The following is a 22,222-nucleotide window of genomic DNA, read 5'->3' as shown; positions in this document are numbered from 1 at the left end:
TTAGAGACCGTTAATTCCTCAAAACAAATCCTCCATTCGGCTGAATTTCTACACTATACTCACCTTTTGTATTCACTTTCACTTCTTTTTCTGATGAATTTCCCTGGGCATCATCATTGATGAATTTTACAGTTTTTCCCACAAACATTGGAAGACTGATTTTTAGTTTTTTAATCGTTTTTTCGGCATTAATTCCTGCAACATACCATTGGTTCTGATGTCTTCTGGCAATCACGGAATATTTCCCTGGATAGCCGTCGACAAACACTGTTTCGTCCCAAAGTGTCGGAACTTCTTTCATAAAATCGAGTTGAAACTTCGGAGCATCGGTCAAATTGTTCGGCATTACAGCAAACATCTGAATCGGATTTTGAAATAAAACCGCTGTTGCCAACTGAAAACCATCTGTGGTGTATCTTTTATTTTTATCCTTATTAGATTTTGTTAAATATTTATTCAAAAGCGTTCCGCCAAATTCCATACTTCCGACCGTATTTCTAATGAACGGATGTAATGTTGCGAAAAAAGCTTCCTGTTTGCGCACATCTTCCGAAAAATACAGCATTTCGGATGCTAAAACCGCTTCACTTCCTGCATAATTCGGGTACATTACTTCCCAGCCTCTCGGTAAAGTGGCTCCGTGGAAAATAATCTTTAACCCAAAATCATTGGCATCGGAAAGAATATCTTCATAAAGGTGCATCGTTTCCTGTTTGTCTCCACCGAAGAAATCGACCTTCAGACCTTTTACACCGATATCTTTCAGCCATTTCATTTCTTTTTTTCGTTCGGTAGAAGAGCTCATTTTGTTTCTCGGTCCCATCGGTGCATCATTGGCAGCACCATTGGAATTGTACCAAAGCATCACCCCAACATTTTTGGATTTGGCATATTGAATAAGGTCTTTCATTCGTTCTTTTCCAATATTTTTGTCCCAAAGTGCATCAATCAAAATGTATTCATAACCGAGTTTTGATGCTAAATCAATAAAGAGACTCTGGTCTTCATAATTCATACTGTTATCCTGCCACAAAATCCAGCTCCAGGTAGATTTTCCGAAACTGTATTTCTGCGAAGGCTCATACATTGGCTCAACCACATCAAAAGGAATCGTTGTCTCAACAATCGGTTTCAAAGAATCACCAATTGTAATGGTTCTCCAAGGCGTTTTTCCGGGAAGGGAAATTGCTGCTCCGGAGCTTCCAAAACCATTGTTTTCAGCCATGTTTGGATAAGCAACCTGATAAAGGCTTTTTTCTGAAGTCGTATTCAAATGGGAAGCGCAGTACAAACTATTTACTTCTGTTTCAGACAATGAAATCCAGCCGTCGTTTCCGACATGGAATAATCCGGGAAAAACATAACCATAATCTGCTTTTGTTCCTAATTCCGCATCAGCTTTGTAACCGCTTTCGTAGCTTGGGGCGGTTCTGGCAAAACCTGTCATCGGCTTCATCATTGGAGAAAGGAAAGTTGTGGTTTGAGACGGAAATCTGTAACCTGTGATTTCCGACTGCACGACCGCGCTCAAACGGTCTTTCATCGGCTGAATCTCATACCTAAAAGCGACATTATTATCGCTCACCTGAAATTCAATCCCCATCTTGAAGTTGTCTGCATTGGTAAAATTGACAATCAAGGTATTAGCCGTGTAACTGACTTGTGATTTTTTGATTTTTTCGTTCGTATAATTTTTAGAGACTTTGTCTTTTTTGCTGTCAATGAATTTTAAATTTTTAGAGAAATCAGATTCATTGGAAACTAAGCCTAAAGGTGATTTTTCCAGCATTGTTTTTCCCTGAAAACTAACGTTGTAAAGGGCTTTTCCGTTTTCAGAAAAGATATTCAGCTTTAATTTTCCATCAGGACTTGAGATTTCTGCGACTTGTGCAAAACATGAAATTCCGGTCAGGAAAAAGAATAATATTGATAAGTAGGATATTTTAAACATAATTAATGAGTTTCAAGAAAAGTCCAATAATCGAAAAACATGATATCTTTTGCTGCTTTTCCATTACATACAAAATACACATCGTGAACGCCGGTAATTTTTTCCTTCAGTTCGGTTTTCACGGTTTCCCAACGGTCGTCTCCGCCGGTCAACGGAACTTTTACCGTAGCGATAATAGGTCCGCTTACACTGTCCAAATGAACGTCCATCGTCACATCGCTGTTGTGTGTCGTTCCAACTCTGGCTGAAAATGTTGCGGCTCCTTTTTTACCGAAATCAACATTTTTCACGCTGGTGTAAGCGCCGCTTTTTTTAGCTTTAATGAAAACACCTGCTTCTTTATTCTGATAGGATTTTACATTTTCAGACCAGGCAATCATTTCTGCCTGATTAAAGGAATAAGGATTAATGGTTGCAATCGCTTTGGTAATTCCATTCGTCATTTTGATAGGCGAAATAGAACCGTCTTTATTAAAATTAAGTTCTTCCACACTCACCGACCTTGTGAAACCACTTCCTCCCGGTAACGCTCCGTTGTGATAAAAGAAATAGGTTTTTCCTCTGAAATCAACAATTCCGGGATGATTGGTAAAAGATTTCCCTTCGGTTGGCATTACAATTCCACCGTATTTCCAAGGTCCCTGTGCGCTTTTACTCGTGGAATATCCGATGAATTCAGGAAGCGGACCGCCCGGCCAGAACAGATAATACAGGTTTTTTCTTTTGTACAGCCAAGGCCCTTCTTCGTATTTGGTGGGTCTTTCAGGATTTTCTTTTCCGTCTCTTTTTCCGAAAGATTCTGCGGTCATTGGCACTTCCACAATATCGCCTGAATAGGAAATCATATCCTGATTGAGCTTAACCATTTTAAGTTTGGGATTTCCCCAATACATATAGGCTTGACCGTCGTCATCAATAAAAACCGTCGGGTCAATATCGCCCCATTCGCTCTGTACCAACGGTTTTCCAAGCGGGTCGTGGAATGGTCCAAACGGACTGTCACCCACTGCAACACCAATCGCTCCTTTGTTGTTGGTTTTGGACCACATCGGAACGTACATAAAAAATTTGCCGTTTCTTTCCACGCATTGCGCTGCCCAGGCATCACGTTTTGCCCAGTCGAAATCTTTATAGCTCAGAATGCTTCCGTGGTCGGTCCAGTTCACCATATCGTTGGTGGAATAAACTTTCCAGTTGTTCATTGTAAACCATGTGGAATCGTCTTCATCGTGGGTGGTGTAAACGTAAAGCCTGTCTTTATAAACCATCGGCGCCGGGTCGGCGGTATAATTGGTCTGAATGATAGGATTCTGAGAAAATAATATTCTCGAATATCCTATTAAACAGAGATTGAGTATTGTTTTTATTGTTTTTTTCATTTTAACTTTTTTTGAACACTAAGGACACAAAGTTTTTATTTTTTTAGTTTCACAAAGCCGCTAACGCTTGTAGAAGTTGTATTATTTTTATCACGTAATTCTAATAAACCACCCCGTCAAAAATTCTTTGAATTTTCGCTACCCCTCCAAAGGAGGGGAATTTTTATCTTATTTCTTTTTAAAACTCCAATGGTCGAAATTGAAAAGCACTCTTCCGGTTGTAATGTTTTTCCCTTTAAAGACAAAATACACATCGTGAACGCCGGAAACCGATTCTGAAATTTTTGATGTCAGGGTTTTAAATTCTTCCCAGCCACCGGTTCTCGGTACTTCAATCTCGGCAATTTTATTTCCGTCCACTTTATCTAATCTGACTTCTAAAATTCCTCCGTCAACACCTGCGGCAATTGAAGCTGAAAATTCAGAGGCACCTTTTTCAAAATCTACCGAACGAACTTTAATGTAACCTCCCACTCTGGTATCGGAAACATAAACTCCCGTCTTTTTATTTTCGGAAGTGCTGCATTTCTCTGACCAGGCTATTGTTTCCGCTTCGTTTCTTTTGTAGGGATTGAGTGTTGCAACAGGATTTACGCCCTCTTTAGTCATTGTAATTTTCGGAATGCTGCCATCCTGATTGTATTTGAATTCTTCAATAGACGTCGACCTTCCGTAACTTCCTGCGCCGGGCAATAATCCTGTGTGATAGAACAGGTAGGATTTTCCTTTGAAATCGATAATTCCGCCGTGGTTGGTAAAACTATTGGTTGGCTGGCCGGTCATTATTTTTCCCTGATATCTCCACGGTCCGGTCGGTGAATTGCTTACGGAATATGACAGACATTCGGTTCGATCGGTCATTCCGGCATACATCATATAATATTGCTTGTTGCGTTTGTAAAACCAGGGACCTTCCACAAAAACATCTTTAAACTGTTCCTGTTTCTGCAAAACCTCATCACTTCTTCCAGGACGTCTCAATCCGCCAAAAGCTTCCACCGATTGTGGAATTTCGGTGATCTTTCCTTCATACGAAACCATATCTTTGTTGAGCTTCACGTAAAATAATTTGCTGTTCCCCCAATACAGATAGGCTTGTCCGTCATCATCAATAAAAACCGTCGGGTCTATATTATCCCAGGTTCCCGTTGTCACCAATGGTTTTCCGAGCGCATCTTTAAAAGGACCAGTCGGACTGTCCGATACCGCCACACCAATCGCCATATTATTATCAACGGTCTGCACGCAGATATACCAATAAAATTTGCCATTACGTTCCACACATTGCGCCGCCCAGGCTCTGTCACGAGCCCAACTGAAAGATTCCAGTGAAAGCGGAGAACCGTGGTCGGTCCAGTTCGCCATATCATCAGAAGAATACACTCTCCATTTCGTCATATAATAAAAATCATAGCCGGGAATATCGTCTCCGGTGTAGACATACATTTTATTTTTGTACACCATCGGTGCAGGATCTGGCGTAAAATGAGTCTGAATAACCGGATTTTGGGCGGAAATACAAATTCCTGCCAGCAAAAATGATAACGTTATATATTTTGATTTAAACTGAATCATAATTAAATATTATTATTTTGAAATGAATTTGTAAAAAGCAACGCCGTGCGCCGGAATATCCAAAGCCAGATTTCCCTTATCTGCATTGATTTTTGCAATATCTTTCTGTCTCCAAATATCTCTCACCGTTTGATTTCCTGAAATTCCCAGTGTTTTAAAATCCTTGTAAGACATCTTCACTTTATCCCTTCCAAAGTTGGCAAAAGCCACTGCATTCCCACCGTCTTCCAGTTCTTTCACATAAATTTTAAGCTCGCCAATCGTCTGCAGACAAACGCCCTGTTTTCCCAAAACGTCTTGGTTTACAGCAATCACTTCATCATTCGTTAAAAGATTTAAGGTAAAATCGTCCAGTTTTTCAAGGTCGCAACCAATCAGCAACGGCGCGGAAAAAATGCTCCACAAACTGATGTGTAAATATTGCTCATCGGGTTTCAAACGGCTCTGATGCGGATTTCCCCAACCTACAATTCCGACGACCAACATATCCGGGTCGTTCCAGTTTCCGGGCTTCGCAAACGCAGATGCTTTATCCTGTGCCAATGCAATATTTTTGACGCTCGCCCAAGTATCTGTAATGTCATTGGTGGTTCGCCACGATTGCGCATCGGCTTCATCGCCCCATTTCCAGACATCGCCCATCCCGTACTGACAAAGGTTATAGACGATATCTCGCTTTTGCTGTTTAAGAAGATTCCCCATCAATTTGAATGGCTTCACTCCTTTATCCAAATCGCCACCACCGTTGAAAGCCAATGACGGAACTTTGTTCGAATCGTTATCCGGCAAACCGTCAATCACGCCACCATAACTGCACCAATCGTATTTCAGGTAATCGACGCCCCATTTGGCATAACTTTCAGCGTCCTGTTTTTCGTAACCGTAACTTCCGGCGCATCCACCACAAGTCCAGGGTCCGGGCGAAGAGTAAATTCCCATTTTCAAACCGTTTCCGTGAATGTAATCGGCTAGGTTTTTCATATCCGGAAATTTGGAATTGGTCAAAATATAACCTTTGTCATCACGCATTTTTCCCTGAAACGACGGGTCTTTTCCATCTCTGTTGAATTGCCACGAATCATCGACATTGATGTAATTCCAACCGTGATTTACCAAGCCGGATTTAATCAAAGCATCACTTGCCCGTTTCACTTTATCGGCAGAAACCTCGTGCCCGAAACAGTTCCAGCTGTTCCAACCCATCGTTGGCGTGAGCGCAATCCTGTCGCCAATTTCTATCTTTAATTTTTTTGAAGCGGAGCCTTGTGCATTTTTAGCATTTAAAACAACATCATAAGTTCCTTTTGTATCAACTTTTCCAGTGATAATCCCTGTTTGAGAATCTAATATTAAACCTGTCGGAAGATTTTTGGCTGAAAAAGTCATTGGTCTGTCGCCTGTCGCAGGAATTCTGAAAAGAAAAGGAGAACCGGGACGAGCGCCGTAAACGCCAGCCGAATTAATTTTTGGCGTCGGAGCAGGTTTTGGGGTTAAAATATATGGTTCTGAAGCGATTGGATTGAACGTTTCCAAAGTCGAAAGTCCATTGGTTTCAAATTTGGCGTTTACCCAATCGGCATGATCGTAATAAGGTCCGTTTCCGCCGTCTGTTACGACTAATTCTAATTGTTTAATTCCTTCCAGCGAAACGGAAACAGGCTTTGCTTTGTCTCCCAAATGCATGATTCCGCTTGACCAAAGTTTTTTGTTGTCGCCGTAAATTTCAAATTCGGCTGCGGGATTTTGACCTTTTATTTCATCATCCATTCCCACCATTGCGGAAAAGCTTTTTGCTTTACTATTTAATTTAATCAACAAAGAACTTTCAGCGTGGGTTCCGAAGCCTCTTTTGAAAACTTGGCCGGCGATGGTCAAAGGTTTGCCGTCCACCGAAGTATTGATACCCGGTTTTCCGTGACCTTGGGTTGCCACGCTTAAATCCAACTGGTCCAGCCAAACGGTTGACTGTGCCTTGGAAATATTTCCTGACAACAAAAATGTTACAGCAATTAAAAATATTTTAGTCTTCAACATTATTAAATTAGATTAATTAAATTTCCACCAATCAAAATAGAAAAGGTCTCTGTCTCCCCTGAAAACAAAAAACAAATCGTGGATACCTTTGATGTTTTTAACAGGAGTAGTAATGGTTTTAAAAATATCGCCTTCCGCTTTTCCGGTCACTTTTACAGTTCCTAAAATTGGTCCGTCAATTGTGTCTGTGCGGATTTCAATCGTTCCGCCGTACATTGAAGCAACAGAAACGTCTATGGATTTCGTTCCCTTTGAGAAATCCACACCTTGAACTTTCAGATAATCGCCGTTATTGATGGATGAAACCACCATTCGGTCAGTGATTTTCTTCCCTGTGTCATAAGGATTATTTCTTTCCCACTCGGTCATTTTTTCGGTTTTCAGACCTTCACTGAAAGCGATGGTTTCCGCTTCTACTCTATTGTACGGATTGAGTATTGCAATTCTTTTTACACCTTCGGGATTCCAAAAAGGTAGCTTCTGGATGGTTCCGTCGGCTTTGTATTTCATTTCGCTTACGCAGACAGAGCGGCGTTCGTAATGTTTGCTCATCGTCTGTTTCCCAATATTATAGTTGAATCCAAATACATAGGATTTTCCTTTATAATCAATAATTCCAGGATGATTTCCGTTGGAGCGTTTGTCGCTGTCCATAATCATTCCTTTGAATTCCCAAGGTCCGGTTGCAGATTTTCCCATTGCATAACCGATTCCTTCCGGACAGCAAGTGGACGCATACGCCAGATAATAATTTCCGTTTTTCTTCCAAACCCAAGGTCCTTCCTGATAATGAAACAGGTCTGGCGAACCTTTCACTTTCGCAATAGAAGGATCTTTTATGACGTCGCCATTTACCGAAATCATATCTTCATTCAATTTTACATACCAAAGATTTGGGTTTCCCCAATAAAGATAGGCTTGTCCGTCATCGTCAATTAAAACAGTTGGGTCAATATCATCGCTGGAATTTTTCACCAACGGCTTTCCAATCGGATCTTTGAACGGGCCATACGGACTGTCTGCCACCAAAACTCCGATTCCTCTTTGCCCAGGCATCGGGCAATACATATAGAATTTGCCGTTTCTTTCGATAACCTGTGGCGCCCACGCTCCGTTTTCGGGATCGGTCCATTTGAAATCTTTCAGGGAGGCTACAATGCCGTGGTCGGTCCAGTTGACCATATCGGTGGATGTGTACAGCAACCAGTTTTTCATTTTGAATCCAAAAGCATCGTCCTCATCGTGGCTTGTGTAGAGAAAAACCGTGTCTTTGTAAACCATAGGCGCAGGGTCGGCGGTGAATTTGGTTTGGACGATTGGATTTTGTGCGCTCAGTGATATTCCCAGGAACAACAACACAAAATTCAATATATATTTCTTGATCATATTAATTATTTTTCGAATTAATATTTAATGATTTGTTCCGTCCAGGTCGGTGGATTAATGTAAAACATTCCGTCTTTGTAATACACCGGCTCGATTCCCATTTGCGGACCCAGTTCCCAAGGCTCGAAGGTCTGACTGTATGGATATGGTCGTTTTTCATACATAAAATAATGACAGGAATTCCAGAGATTTCCATCAGGTCCGATAAAGAACGCATTATGACCTGTTTCCTGATAAGGATCCTGTGTATCTGTAAATTGCAGGTTTTCATAGCCTCCATCTTTTGCCATTTGTTGTCTGTAACCTTTTTTGCGGGTTCCGAAAATCGGTTCCTGCGAAGCAAGTTCCCAAGGCCCCAAAGGTGATTTTGATTTCAGCAAACCAACTTCATAACCTCTTGTCCACGTGGAAAAAAACATAAAATACATTCCTTCTTTCTTGGTAACGAAAGGCCCTTCGATTCCGCCAACCATCCATTCTGGCCAGCCCGATTGTTTTTTATCCAGAAATTTTTGAATAGGTGTGGTTAATTTTCCTGTTTTTAAATCAATTTTAGCCTGAAATAATCCATTTCCGCTACAATAGAGATAGACCTGTCCGTCCTCATCCTCAAACAAAGTGGCATCGTTGTTATATTGTGGGGTGAGCGGACCGTTCAGCAGTTTATATGGACCTGTCACTTTATCGGCTGAAAACAGCCAAATGCTATGTGTCGCCATTCCTTTCGGGTCTTCTTTGGTTACTTTTCCGCTGTTTACAATCAAATAATATTTTCCTTTGATGAAATGAATTTCGGGAGCCCAGAAACGACCGTCATAAGGACAATCTTTGGGAAGTTTTTTAGCATCAATTAAAAAAGAATGCTGTTTCCAATTCACCATATCTTTTGAAACCAACATCCTGACTCCCGGATTTTTGCCTTCCCAAACAGGATTGGAAGTTCCCACACAATACCATAAATCATCGACCTTAATGATGAAATGGTCACGCATAGAAATGGCAGAATCTCTGGTAATCGGATTGGTATATCGGAATTCTCTTTTGGCTGAAGTTTTTGATGTTTCAACCTGAGCAAAATTCAGATTTGAAATAAAAATGAATAAAAATAATAACAGAATATCTTTAAAATTTTTCATATTTCGAAATATTTATCTTTTATAAGGACTTTCATCCATTTTCAAATACGTTTCTTCATAACCGCCGTTGTCTATGATGATTTTGTGCAGTACAATTCCTGGGTCAAGAGGTTCTACCGTCAAAGTAAAATTGCCGTTCTGATTTGCCGGAACAGTGAATGTTTCAACTTTTTCCACGATTCTTGCTGCAGCAGCAGGATACATTTTGGTGTAATTATTTGCCCAGGTCAAATCCTGATTGAGACCGATGGTTTTTGAGTTATTTTTATCGAGATAAGCTTTTACACTATGTCCACCTTTTTTAAATGGAAGCGTGGAATCAAAAATGAAATGAACTTTTACCTCAGAAGGTTTATTTTTCAGATTAAATTGATAGGCTATCGCCGAACCAATAGTTTTTTCCGTATAAGGCATCAATGCAATCCCAGAAAGCGTTCTTCCCAAATCAGGAATGACCGTCCATTTTGTATTTGCCAAAGCTTTAGTCTCAAAAAAATGCTCGGCTTCCATTGCAACTACGCCATTCTTTTCCTCAAAAATATAACCGCCTGTTTTTGCATCTTCTTTCGTGATTCTGTAAACGGTTGGCTTGATATTTCCCTCTTTCGGTTCGTCCCAGGATTTGTAGCCGATGTGCGTCTGGTCCATCATATGGTTCCATTTCCCACCAGAAATATTCAGGTTGTAATCTTTAGTATATTCTGCATCTCTCGCAAAACATTCATCGGCATAATCTGCCCAATCATTGGCTTTTAAATCTTTTTCTGCTGCCAGTTTATGATTCATTGCAACGGCATAATACATATCGTAAAGATTCGCCATCGCACGAACGGGATGCAAAACAATCTGTTTATAGGTGTCCTTATAAGTCTCGTCTAAATTGATAAATTGTCTCAAAGCTCTTGTTTCCAAAGCTAAATATGCATCTCTTACCTGCAAAAATTCGCCGCTTTGAAGATTGTAGGTTTTATCATTCAGCATTTCTGCCGAAACTCTTGAATTGTATTTACAGTAAAGATTAATAATTTCTGCAATTTCTTTCGCATTGGTCTTTCCAAAATGTTCTTCTGCAAATTTCACCGAATAATTTTCAAGATTGTCCTGTGTAAAAGAAGTGGGATTCCACGCCATATTCAGGAAGAAATCCATTGGATATTCGTTGGGTTTTAAATCCCCGACATTCAAAATCCAGATTTTATCAACTCCGTAACTGTATGTTAACTGCAACTGTTCCCACATATGCGGAATCTGCGTCATATTCAGCCATTGATAGGCTCTAGGCGCACCGTGCAAATCGACGTGATAGTACATTCCGTAACCGCCCGGATGCTTTTTGGAATTCAGTTCAGGAAGTCGTCGTACATTTCCCCAATTATCATCGCAAAGCAAAATAATGACATCGTCCGGAACTTTCATTCCCTGGTCGTAATATTCCAAAACTTCACTGTACAAAGCCCAAAGCTGAGGGGTGTTTTTTACAGGTTTTCCTGTTACTTTTTCAATGACTTTTCTTTGGTCATTCATAATCTGCTCCAACTGTTTGAAATTGGCTTCAGCACTTCCCAAATCGCTCATCGGTTCGTCGCCGTCACCACGCATTCCCATTGTTACGAGATTATCATAATTTTTATTACGACTGAATCCATCTTCCCAGAATTTCAGGAGTGCGTCTTTATTGGTGTGGTAATTCCATTCTCCGTTCCCGTATTCTTTGCGGTGATTTCCCCATTCTTTTTGAGCACGCATCATCGGTTCGTGGTGCGAAGTTCCCATTACAATTCCGTATTCATCGGCGACTTTTGGATTGAGCGGATCGTCTTCGTTAAAGGCTTTTCCCCACATCGCAGGCCAAAGATAATTGGCTCTGAGACGCAACAGAAGTTCAAACATATTCGAATACATCTTACTGTTGATTCCTCCGAATTTTGTTCTTGCCCAGGTTCCGAAAGCGGGTTCTTCATCATTGATGAAAATGCCACGGTATTTCACTTTTGGTTCGCCCGAAGCAAAATATCCCGGAATGACGTACGCTGAAGAACGTTTCTGAACAGGAACATCATTCCACCAATGCCACGGCGAAACACCAAGCTGTTTTGAGACTTCGTAAATTCCATAAATTGTTCCCCGTCTGTCACTTCCTGCGATAATGAGCTGTTTTTTTGAATTTGAAGATTCTATTGTAGTGATAACGAAACTTTCCCATTTGCCTTTCAAATCTTTAGCATTGATTTTCTTTGAGGAAATCAGTTGGTCAATCTGCTTATTGGTTCCAGCCGTTCCGATGATGATTTCAAATTCTCCGGAAGTTTCTGTTGTTGCCAAATTGGGCAGTTTTCCAGTTACTTTCTGAAGGTCGGTCTGTAAATCTTTTGCAGCACGAATAACGGCAATATTTTCTGATGGGTCATAAAATAAATCGGCAACTTCTCCCTCTTTTGAAACAATAGGGAAACCTTTATCATCTGAAATGATATTTTCCGTGATTCCTGAGGTTTGCTGGGCAAAAATTCTTGCTGCAAAAAACAGAAACAGGATGAATAGCTTATTATTTATCTGACGGTTTTTCATTAATAAGTTTTATCATTTGAAATCTACAGTCACTTTTTTCCCGGAATAACTCACCGATTTCTCTTGACCATTAGGAAGAATCAGATTGAAATTTCGTTTATCAATCATGCCTTTGTAATAGCCTTTTCTGGCATTAATCGTCAAGGTTTTTGATTTTTCATTCCAATGAAAAGGAATTTCAGTGTAATCGCCTTTTTCGTAGTTGTAATTATCAAATTCATCTTCGTATAAAACAAAGTCTGAATCTGCTCCAGGATAGATTTTTATGGTAAGGTTATCCCATTTTTTCTCAGTAGTATATTGTACATCAGGACCAAACGGAATGATACTTCCCGCTTTCACATACAGCGGAATGCTTTGAAGATTAATGGATTTTTCAATTTCCTGACCGCCTTTGTGTTTTTCATTCATCCAGAAATCAAACCAGTCTGAACCTGCCGGAAGGTAAACTTTAACGGTTTTATTTTGGGTGAAATCTATATTAGAAAGTGAATTTTCTTTTTTGCTGGCATCGGTTTTATTCCAGCCTTCATTTTCATCGGTTTTTACGATTTTTTCAGGCGTATATTGAGGATTAAGAATCGGTGCAACTAAGAATGACTTTCCAAAAAGATATTCATTATTAATGTCCCAAGTTTTTTTGTCTGATGAGAAATCCATCGAAAGTGCCCTCAAAAAACTGGAATTATTTTTAGAAACATCCCAGGAAACGGAATAAATGTAAGGCAACATACTGTAACGGAGGTTGATGAATTTCTCTATTATATCATAGACTACATCTCCTTTTTTTCCAAACTGATAGATTTCCCTTGGCACATCGGTTCCGTGCGAACGCATCATTGGCGTAAAAGTTCCGTATTGCAACCAGCGAACATACAATTCCTGAAACATCGGATTGTTGGCACCTCCATTTCTTTTATAAACACCGGCAAAGAAACCGCCGATATCAGAGTTGAAATTCGGATTCCCTGTCAGGCTGAAATTTAAACCTGCCGGAACCTGATTGCGCAAGGATTCCCAGGAAGAGTTGACATCGCCCGACCAAGTGTTGGCTGCATATCTTTGCTGTCCTGCAAAAGCTGACCTTGTTAAAATAAAAGCTCTTTTATCACTGGTTGTTTCACGTTGATGGTCATACACTCCGCCAACGGTCATCAGCGGATACGCATTTCTCACTTTTCGGAATGAACCAAGATATGTTTTGGTATCTAAATCTTCCGGTTTTTGGCTCAGATGGTCCGGTTCCGTAGAATCCATCCACCAAGTATCTACGCCCAGACTGAAAACGCCTTTGTTCAGATATTTCCAGTAAATATTTCTGGCTTCGGGATTGTAGGCGTCGTAAACGCGGACTCCTGAAGGATAATTCATATCAGGCGGCCACACTTCCAGGCCAGATTCCGGCCAGGTTTTGAAATTGAAGAGCATTCCTTTTTTATCCATTTCACGGTACGGATTTGTCATCGGTCCGAAAGACGACCAGATGGAAACAGAAAGATGTGCATTCATATCGTGAATATCCTGAATCATTTTTTTTGCATCGGAAAAATCGGGGCTGATGAAATCCATCGCATTCCATTGATAATTATTTCCCCAATACTGCCAATCCTGAATAATTCCGTCTAAAGGAACTTTTAAATCACGGTATTTTTTAACGACATCCAAAAGCTCATCCTGACTTTTATAGCGTTCTTTACTCTGCCAGTAACCATAAGTCCATAAAGGAATCATTGGTACATTTCCCGTCAGATTTCGCATTCCGGCAACTACGCCATCCGCATTTTTTCCGTAGATAAAATAATAATCTACACCTTCGCCAACTTCCGAAGAGAATGATGTTTTGTCCGGTTTATCGGTAAATTGTGTCGGCGAATAGTTATCCCAAAAAATGCCATATCCTTTCACAGACTGAAAAAACGGCACAAAATCCCAGGTGTTATTCTGTATCATTTTTACATCCATATTCCGTTGAGACATTTTTCCGTTTTGTAAAATTCCTAAACCGTAGATGGGTTCGTCTTTTTCCAGTTGAAATGATTGAGACACAGAATAGGTTTGATTTCCGGCATCATTGAAAGGTTGGAAATCGCTTCCAACTTCCTTCAACAATTCTTTTCCTGAGGATGATTTGTAAGTAATCGTGCCATTTTTAGCATCAATTAAAATATTTAAATCATTTGTTTTTAATGAAATAAGATGATTGTTTTCTGAAACTGAAAATTTAGTTTTCTGTTCTTTTTTGATAACCGACAGACTGTTTTTTTCAAATGATTTTCCAAGCGGATATTTAATAATCCTAACTGTATTTTCTCCATACAATTTCACTTCAATAGTCATATTATCAGCTGAAAATTTCAATCCTGAATCTGTCTTCTGATAAGATTGCGCCGTGATATCTCCCGATACAATAACGACCGTGATAATAAGTGCTTTGATTTTTATTCTGTTGAAATTCATTGTATAGGATTTTGGATTAAAACATTAACAGTCTGTTTTGGATTAAATCTTAATTTTTAAAAATTTCCTGCGCAAACTGATGCAGACTGTCTCTCCAAACCGGCCAACTGTGACCGCCAGGATAATCTCTGTAAGAATATTTAATTCCGATTTTATTCAGTTCTTTCAACATTTTCTGGCCGTTTTCGTATGCGATATCGTCTTTTCCACCCATTGAAATCCAGAAATTTTTAACGTTGGATGAAAAGGCAGATTTATTTTCATTTAAAAATTTGTACTGTTTATCGGCAACATCCTGAAGCATCGGCAACATATATCCTGAACTGAAAACACCCAGACTGGAAAACATATCCGAATTCTGAATTCCTGTATACAATGTATAGATACCGCCCATTGAAAGTCCGGCCAATGCACGATTTTCTTTGCCTTTTTTAATTCTGTAATTGCTTTCAGCAAATGGTATAATGGATTCTTTCAGCTCTCTTTCGAACATCTGGAGATTACGTTCGCCAAAATTTCGGATTCCGCCTTGTCCTATGTTGGCATCCGGCATAATAATGACCATTTTTTTGGCTTTACCTTCCGCAACCAGATTATCCAAAATCAGATTGGTTTTCCCCTGATTTGCCCAGCCGCTTTCATCTTCGCCTCCGCCGTGTAAAATATACAAGGCTGGGTAAGATTCAGAAGAGTTTTGGTCGTAGCCTGGCGGCGTGTAAATGAAAACTCTTCGCCAAGAATTAGTGATTTTAGAATAGAAATTTTTAATACGAATATCACCGTGCGGAACATCTTTTAAAGCATAAAAATCATCGCCATCAAAAGGAATATCGATTCCACTGGCGTATCTTCCCATTCCGTAGAACGTTTCGCTGGACGGGTCTGCAAATGCAACACCGTCAATCAGTAACGAGTAATAATGGAAACTTCCGCTTTGAGGATCAGTCGTTCCAGTCCAGAAACCTTCAGCATCTTTTTTCAGGTCATATTTTTTTCCTAAATCTATCTGAACTTTTTGTGCTTCCGGTGCTTTCACTTTGAACATCACCCTTCCATCGGGAAGAATTTGAGGATACTGCGCATTCCTGATATTGGTTGCAGCAGGCGTTCCCAAAACAGTAAATCCATCAAATTTAGTATTATCAACTGGTTTAAATAACAATTGCGAAAAGATGTACAAATCATTTTTCCAGACTTTGAAATCATGACCACCTGGTTCAATGTAGAAAATATGCGGGATTTTATTTTTCCTCAGATAATCACTGGTTCTCTTGCTGAAAGGCATCAGTCCGTCGGCATCACCGCAGGAAATAAAAATCAGCTTCAGCTTCAATGCATCTTGCGGATTGGGTAAAAGCAGGCTCGGTTCTTTCGTGTTGGGTGCTGAAGAAAATGCGCCCAACCATGCAAATTTATCGATGTTTCCGTAAGCAAAATTCTGCGTTTGTCCGCCTCCCATCGACAAACCGGCTAAAGCTCTGTTTTCACGGTCTTTCTTGACAGGATATTTTTTTTCTACGAATGGAATCAGGTCGTTCAACAAATCTTTTTCAAAGGTTGCGAACGCTTCCACTTTATCCGGAGCCATGATATTTCCTGTTGCTCTGTCATCTTTCATTGCACGACCGTTTGGCAAAACGACAATCATCGGCTGCAGTTTTCCCTGTGCGTAGAGATTATCCAGAATAACATTAGGCTTCCCTTGGTTGAACCATTCTTTTTCGTCTCCGCCGATGCCGTGAAGAAGATAAAGAACAGGATATTTTTCCCCTTTTTTGAATCCCGGCGGTGTGTAAACCAAAGCTTTCCTTGTAGTTCCGACGGTTTTTGAAGTATACTGAATCGTATCAATTTTTCCGTGAGAAATGGTTCGGTTTTCAATATCAAAACCTTGTGGCGCCTGTTTATCAAGAGTTTGTGCCGAAACAAACGTGCCTGATAACACGAAACTTACTGCTAATATGATAGATTTGTTCATGATTTTTATTTGTATTTTTTACACTTATTAATTTAGATAAAAAAATTATTCCTGCAAGATTTAATTAAATATTCATTAAAGAATTTATTTTATGGTTAAAGAATTTGCATATCTGAAAAAATCAACATCTACAAAACCTCCCAGATTTTTCGTTGCATAATTGAAAATTGCAAACTTGGAACCCATAAAAAATCTTCGGTAATCGAAAATCATTTTGTAATCTTTCGCCATTTCGGTCCAGTTCTTTTGGTCGGTGCTGTAATAAAAATCGGCTAAATCTTTTCCAAGGTTGAAATCGGCATCAATTTTAAAATAAACTTTGTCGGAATTCAGAGGAATTCTCTTCTTTTCTTCTTTTTTAACACCTGTAACCGTCTTAGTTTTGTTATCTAAACTGACTTCATTCGTTGAAAAAACGACAAACTTTTTACCGTCTTCCATCACCACAGATAAAATCCCGGAATCACCGTTGAAAGCACTGAAACCTGCAACATCACCGTCTTTCATTCCTTTCACATCCAAAGCAACTATGCCACTGGATTTTGGACCTTCCATTCTTTGCGTTAATGTATTGGGAGCGAGGTAGAGATTATCAACTATTCTACTGGTTTTCAATCTTAAAAAACCTTTTCTGCCGGATAATGACCAGGCAGAATTGACAGGATTATGATTCCACTGCCATTGGATTTTCATTTTTTTGTCGGAAAATTCGTCGCTTTCTACCAGATGATTTTTCGGTTTAAATGGCGAAAGCGGAACTTCACCTGTCAAAGGTACTTTTCCGTTGTCACCCAAAATTGGCCAGTCGTTTTCCCATTTCACAGGAAGCAAAATAGGAACCCTTCCTACTCCATTTCTATCCTGAAAAATCAATGAATACCAATTACCGTTTTTGTCGTCAATCAAAGCACCCTGACCGGCGTAAGAAAATCCAAGAAAATTGTCTTCAAGAATGACCTTTTTATCATAAGGTCCGGTAACTTTATCGGCTCTGTACACTTCCTGACGACGTTTTCCACCTCTCGGCCAGGAAATCATCATCATATAATATTTTCCGTCTTTTTTGATGATTTGATTGCCCTCCAAAAGTCCGGTTTCCGAAGCATCTTTCTGAAAAACTTCCGTTCCATCCTGATTCCCGATAATTGTTTTAAAATCTGAGCTTAGCTCAAAAACTTTGTTGGAAGTGAAGACATAAACCCGGTCATCATCATCAAAAAGTAAAGATGCATCGTGAAAATGTCTGGTTCTCGTGATAAGCTTCCAATTGCCTTTTTCAGGATTGTCGGTGACATAAAAATAGGATTTGAAAGGCTCATCATTCGGGGAAAACAGAACGTAATATTTCCCTTTGTGATAACGGATGGACGATGCCCATTGTCCACGTCCGTAAACGCTTCCGTCAATCAAATCATATTTAGAATTATCATTTAATGTATCAAAAACATAACTCGACATTTCCCAATGTACCAAATCTCTGGAATGCATCACCGGAGCGCCTGGCATAAGATGCATTGTGGTGCTTATCAGATAAAAATCGTCGCCGTTTCTGGTGACCGATAAATCCGGTGCATCAGCCCAAATGATTGGGTTGGTAAATTGAGTTGTCGCCTTTTCAGAGTGATTTACCTGGGCTGAAAGGTGATTCAGCCCGATACATCCCAAAAAAGAAACTATATAAAATGATTTATTAATTTTCACGGTTTTGATATTTTGGTTTGGTTTGTTACAATAGAATTTATCAATTGCGTAGGGCTTTAGTTTCTGGATTGGCTTTAGCCAAAATTTACAATAAGTTTAGGCTAAAGCCATTCATCATTGCTTTTTAGTTAAACGGGCTAAAGCCCGTTTCTATTGATAATTTTAATTCGGTACAATATCGTTTGAAGACGTGCTATAAAGACCGATTAAACTTCCTGTGAAACCGCCTGCAACATCCGTTGAGAGAATGTCTCCGGAAACCGGTCCACCTAGATTTTTAAAGTTTTTACCGTCTACAGAATAATTAAAACTGATGTTATCTTTCTCTCCAACAGCCTGGAATTTAATCATCTTACCTAATGTAATTTTTTCGCTGGCAATGAGTTTTGAACTTCCTTTTTCAGTTCTTTCTAAAACGATGTAGAAGTCTTTGTCTTTCTTTGTAACTCCGAAAACATAATTGAACGTTTCGCTTTGGTAGAGCGTGATTCCGGCTAATTCTTTTTCAGATTTAGGTTTGTAATCTAGGGTTACAGATGTCTCAAAATCTTCGTGCTGTAATCTGTGGAACAAAGATGAAATCGGAGCCAAAGCTTTGATATTCGTTTCCATAGGATTCACTTTGACACCCGCTTTTGTAGCCGTAATAAAGTTTTCACGAGGACCACGCATTGCAATCCAACGGAAATCGAGATTTTTATCTGTTAATTTATCATTATAAGTAAAGTTTCCGTTCGGGAAAAATCCATTTTGTCCGGTTTGATTTTTCACACCTTCCGGCATTTTTAATTTTGGTTTCATTGGAACCAAGCCATTCTGGAACACAGGATATGTTCCGCTCCAGTCAACAGGAAGAATGAAGGTTTCTCTACCGTGATTTACACGTCCTTTTTCGTTAGGACGAATCGCTAAAAATACGCCGTACCACTGTCCGTTCGGACCTTCAACCAAATCTGCGTGACCTGCCCAATCTACTTTTTCCTTTCTGTCTTTTGGAAAATATCTTTGCGTCAGAATCGGATTATTTTTTGCGGGAACGAATGGCCCTTTCGGAGAATCTGACATAAAAATAACTTCGCTGTGGTTGCCTCCTGTTCCACCTTCGGCGCACATCAGGTAGTATTTTCCTTTGAATTTGTATAAATGCGGACCTTCAATCCAGATTGGTTTTTGAGAAAGGTCGACTCCGCCATTCACAATAATTTTGTCGGAACCTGCGACAACTTGGTCTTTTTCCAAATCGTAATCCCACATTTTGATGACGCGGTGACCTTGATATTGCTCTGTTCCTTGTGGCGGTGCGTCGTTGTGAACGATATATGCTTTTCCGTCATCATCAAAGAAAATCGCAGGGTCGATTCCGTCGAAATTTAATTTTTGGACTTCGCTCCAGCCTTTTGCCGGGTCTTTGGTTTTCACGACCATATTTCCGACTCCGCCCGCAATCTGCGTGGTAATCATATAAAATGTATCGTTGAATTTGTTGTATTTGATGTCTGGTGCGTAAATTCCGTGAGAAACTCCGCCTTTTTCCACTTTAAGTTGTGAAGGTCTGTCGAGAACGTGACCAACCTGCTTCCAATTCACCAAATCTTTGGAAGTAAAAATCGGAACGCCCGGAAACATTGAGAAAGAAGAGTTTACTAAGTAATAATCATCTCCTTTTTTGGTAATGCTCGGGTCGGGATAGCAACCCTGAAGAATTGGGGAATAAAATTCGTCCGGTTTTAGAGGGTTATCACTGTATATTTTATCGTTTCCACGGTAATTAAAATCTGAAAAAGTCTGGGCAGAAATATTACTTACATAAAGTAGAGCTGCAGCTGCAATAATGCCGGTTTTATGTGCTGAAAAAATCGATTGCATTAGTCTCTGTTTCATTATTATATTTTTTTAGATTTATTATTAGTTTTAATTAGAACTGCTTCGCTAAAACAAACTTATGCATACTACTTTAGCGATTTATTAGAAAAATTTAGAAAAAGCCCCTAATCTAAAATAATAAATTAAGGTCTTAACTATATGAAGAAAATAACTACAATTATACCCCGCTGAAAGCACTGAAACCGCCATCAACAGGTATTAAAGCTCCTGTAATGAAACTTGCGGCATCCGAACAGAGAAACTGTACAGTTCCGTTTAATTCTTCCACTTCTCCAAACCTCTGCATTGGTGTTTTCGCAATCACTTTTTTGCTTCTATCCGTTAAAGATCCATCAGGATTCAGTAAAATAGCACGGTTTTGATCACCAATGAAAAATCCAGGTGCCACAGCATTAACACGGATTTTATCTCCGAATTTTAAAGCCAAATCGGAAGCCAGCCATTGTGTAAAATTGGTAATTGCCGATTTTGCTGCCGAATATCCTGCCACTCTTGTAATTGCAGAATAAGCTGCCATCGAAGAAATATTGACAATACTTCCGCTTTTTTGCTGTACCATTACTTTTCCAAAAACATAGCTTGGATACACGGTTCCATTGATATTAAGATTGGTTACTTCATTCCATCCATTGATGTTCATGTCGAAAAATGATTGTTCTGGAGACAAAGTTGCACTTGGGATATTTCCGCCGGCGATGTTGAGCAAAACGTCTATTTTACCATACTTTTCTATAATTTTTTTTGATGCTTTTTCAAGGCTTTCGAGGTTCATGACATTAGCTTCAACAGCAAAGGCATCACCTCCTAAATCAGTCAGTTCTTCCACTCGGTTGTCCAGCGTTTCCTGGTTTCTTCCTAAAGCCACCACTTTTGCCCCCGCTTCGATAAAACTTTTCGCAAGGCTTCCTCCCAAAACGCCGGAAGCGCCTGTAATGACAGCTACTTTATCTTTAATGCTGAATAATTCTTTCATTTTACTTTTTATTATTTATTGTACTTCTGATCGTACTGTTGCCATTACTCCTTCAATCTGTCCCAAAGCCAACATCCTTCCTAAAAAAGAATAACCAGGATTGTAGCCTTTATCAATATCTTCCAACAACAATCTTCCGTGGTCGATTCTCATTGGTAAATCTGGATTTTCTTTTTCGAAAACTCGGATTACGTCGATTAATTTTCCTCTTCCACCTAAATGATGGGCTTCAATGAAATCTCCGTTTTCAAAAACATTGGTGCTTCTCAAATGAACAAACTTTGTTCTGTTGGCAAATTTCTGAGCTAATTTCGGAACGTCATTCTGAAGATTGGCACTCAAAGAACCTGCGCAGAATGTCAATCCGTTGTGAGGATTATCGACTGCGTTCAGAAACCAATCGATGTCTTCTTCATTGGTTACAATTCTTGGTAAACCTAATAAAGCAAAAGGTGGATCATCTGGATGAACACACATCTGGATATTCCATTCTTCGCAGACAGGCATTATTTTTTCAAGGAAATATTTTAGGTTTTCCCGAAGTTGATTTTTATCAATTCCATCATATAAAGCCAATAAATTATTAAACTTTTCTACGGGATTTAAATCGCCCTCTTTAATATTTCCATTAACGAATCCCTGTGTTTTTACAATGACTGAATCTATCAGATCATTGTTATCCTTTTCTGTGAGCGTATTTTTTAATTCTTCAACTTTTTGCAAAATTTCCTGATTATAATCGTTTTCTGCTCCTTCTCTTTTCAGAATATGAATTTCAAAATAAGCAAATCTTGCTTTATCAAAATACAATGACGATGAACCGTCTTCCCATTCATGGAAAAGATCTGTTCTTGCCCAATCTAAAACCGGCATAAAATTGTAACAAACCGTAGTTACCCCTGCTCTTCCTAAGTTTTCGAGACTTTTAATATAATTTTCTATCAAAAAATCACGGTCTTCACCTCCGTATTTGATCGCTTCGCTTACCGGAAGACTCTCCACAACAGACCAGCGAATACCGTGACTTTCTATATAATTTTTGTAATCGTTAATAACCTCCAAATTCCAGATTTCTCCGTTAGGAATATCGTGCAATGCAGAAACAATTCCTTCCACACCGATTTGTCGAAGTGTTTGTAATTTAATTTTATCGTTCTTCCCAAACCAACGCCATGTTTTTTCCATACCATTTAAATTTTT

13 protein-coding genes are annotated in these 22,222 nt (G+C 39.4%); all 13 read right to left on the bottom strand.

Translation table 11 applies throughout. From position 1 onward, the window contains the following. Window positions 1-10: 10 nt before the first annotated feature. A complete protein-coding gene (locus P0Y62_02005) occupies window positions 11-1,951 on the bottom strand; it encodes a glycoside hydrolase family 97 catalytic domain-containing protein (GenBank protein WEK70330.1) in 1,941 nt (646 codons plus the stop codon). A gap of 2 nt (window positions 1,952-1,953) precedes the next feature. After that, the gene (locus tag P0Y62_02000; protein ID WEK70329.1) at window positions 1,954-3,330 is read right to left on the bottom strand and encodes a glycoside hydrolase family 43 protein; all 1,377 of its coding nucleotides are present in this window, start codon (window positions 3,328-3,330) and stop codon (window positions 1,954-1,956) included. Window positions 3,331-3,498: 168 nt separating this feature from the next. Further along, window positions 3,499-4,905 (bottom strand): glycoside hydrolase family 43 protein, encoded by a 1,407-nt coding sequence (locus P0Y62_01995; protein WEK70328.1) that lies wholly within the window; start codon window positions 4,903-4,905, stop codon window positions 3,499-3,501. 12 nt (window positions 4,906-4,917) lie between these two features. After that, a complete protein-coding gene (locus P0Y62_01990) occupies window positions 4,918-6,939 on the bottom strand; it encodes an NPCBM/NEW2 domain-containing protein (protein WEK70327.1) in 2,022 nt (673 codons plus the stop codon). A 12-nt stretch (window positions 6,940-6,951) separates the two neighbouring features. Then, entirely contained in the window at window positions 6,952-8,325 is a 1,374-nt protein-coding gene (locus P0Y62_01985) for a glycoside hydrolase family 43 protein (GenBank protein ID WEK70326.1), read from the bottom strand. Window positions 8,326-8,342: 17 nt separating this feature from the next. Next, window positions 8,343-9,461, bottom strand: a complete 1,119-nt coding sequence (locus P0Y62_01980; protein WEK70325.1) for a family 43 glycosylhydrolase — start codon at window positions 9,459-9,461, stop codon at window positions 8,343-8,345. A gap of 12 nt (window positions 9,462-9,473) precedes the next feature. Further along, window positions 9,474-12,029: a glycosyl hydrolase 115 family protein gene (locus P0Y62_01975; GenBank protein WEK70324.1), complete on the bottom strand. Its 2,556-nt coding sequence runs from the start codon at window positions 12,027-12,029 to the stop codon at window positions 9,474-9,476. 12 nt (window positions 12,030-12,041) lie between these two features. Then, window positions 12,042-14,486: a glycoside hydrolase family 31 protein gene (locus tag P0Y62_01970; protein WEK70323.1), complete on the bottom strand. Its 2,445-nt coding sequence runs from the start codon at window positions 14,484-14,486 to the stop codon at window positions 12,042-12,044. A 49-nt stretch (window positions 14,487-14,535) separates the two neighbouring features. Then, the gene (locus P0Y62_01965) at window positions 14,536-16,464 is read right to left on the bottom strand and encodes an alpha/beta hydrolase-fold protein (protein ID WEK70322.1); all 1,929 of its coding nucleotides are present in this window, start codon (window positions 16,462-16,464) and stop codon (window positions 14,536-14,538) included. An 84-nt stretch (window positions 16,465-16,548) separates the two neighbouring features. Beyond that, window positions 16,549-18,165 carry a glycoside hydrolase 43 family protein gene (locus P0Y62_01960; protein WEK70321.1) on the bottom strand — a complete coding sequence of 539 codons (1,617 nt, stop codon included), beginning with the start codon at window positions 18,163-18,165 and terminating at the stop codon, window positions 16,549-16,551. A 162-nt stretch (window positions 18,166-18,327) separates the two neighbouring features. Further along, window positions 18,328-20,046, bottom strand: a complete 1,719-nt coding sequence (locus tag P0Y62_01955; protein WEK70320.1) for a glycoside hydrolase family 43 protein — start codon at window positions 20,044-20,046, stop codon at window positions 18,328-18,330. Between the two features lie 160 nt (window positions 20,047-20,206). Further along, a complete protein-coding gene (locus tag P0Y62_01950) occupies window positions 20,207-21,022 on the bottom strand; it encodes an SDR family oxidoreductase (protein WEK70319.1) in 816 nt (271 codons plus the stop codon). A gap of 15 nt (window positions 21,023-21,037) precedes the next feature. Further along, complete coding sequence (uxuA, locus tag P0Y62_01945; protein WEK70318.1) at window positions 21,038-22,207, bottom strand: mannonate dehydratase; 1,170 nt, start codon at window positions 22,205-22,207, stop codon at window positions 21,038-21,040. Window positions 22,208-22,222 lie beyond the last annotated feature (15 nt).

The sequence above is a fragment of the Candidatus Chryseobacterium colombiense genome, from assembly GCA_029203185.1.
GTDB lineage: Bacteria > Bacteroidota > Bacteroidia > Flavobacteriales > Weeksellaceae > Chryseobacterium > Chryseobacterium colombiense.
Note: the sequence above shows the minus strand (reverse complement) of the source record. Positions and strands in the feature narration are given on the sequence as shown.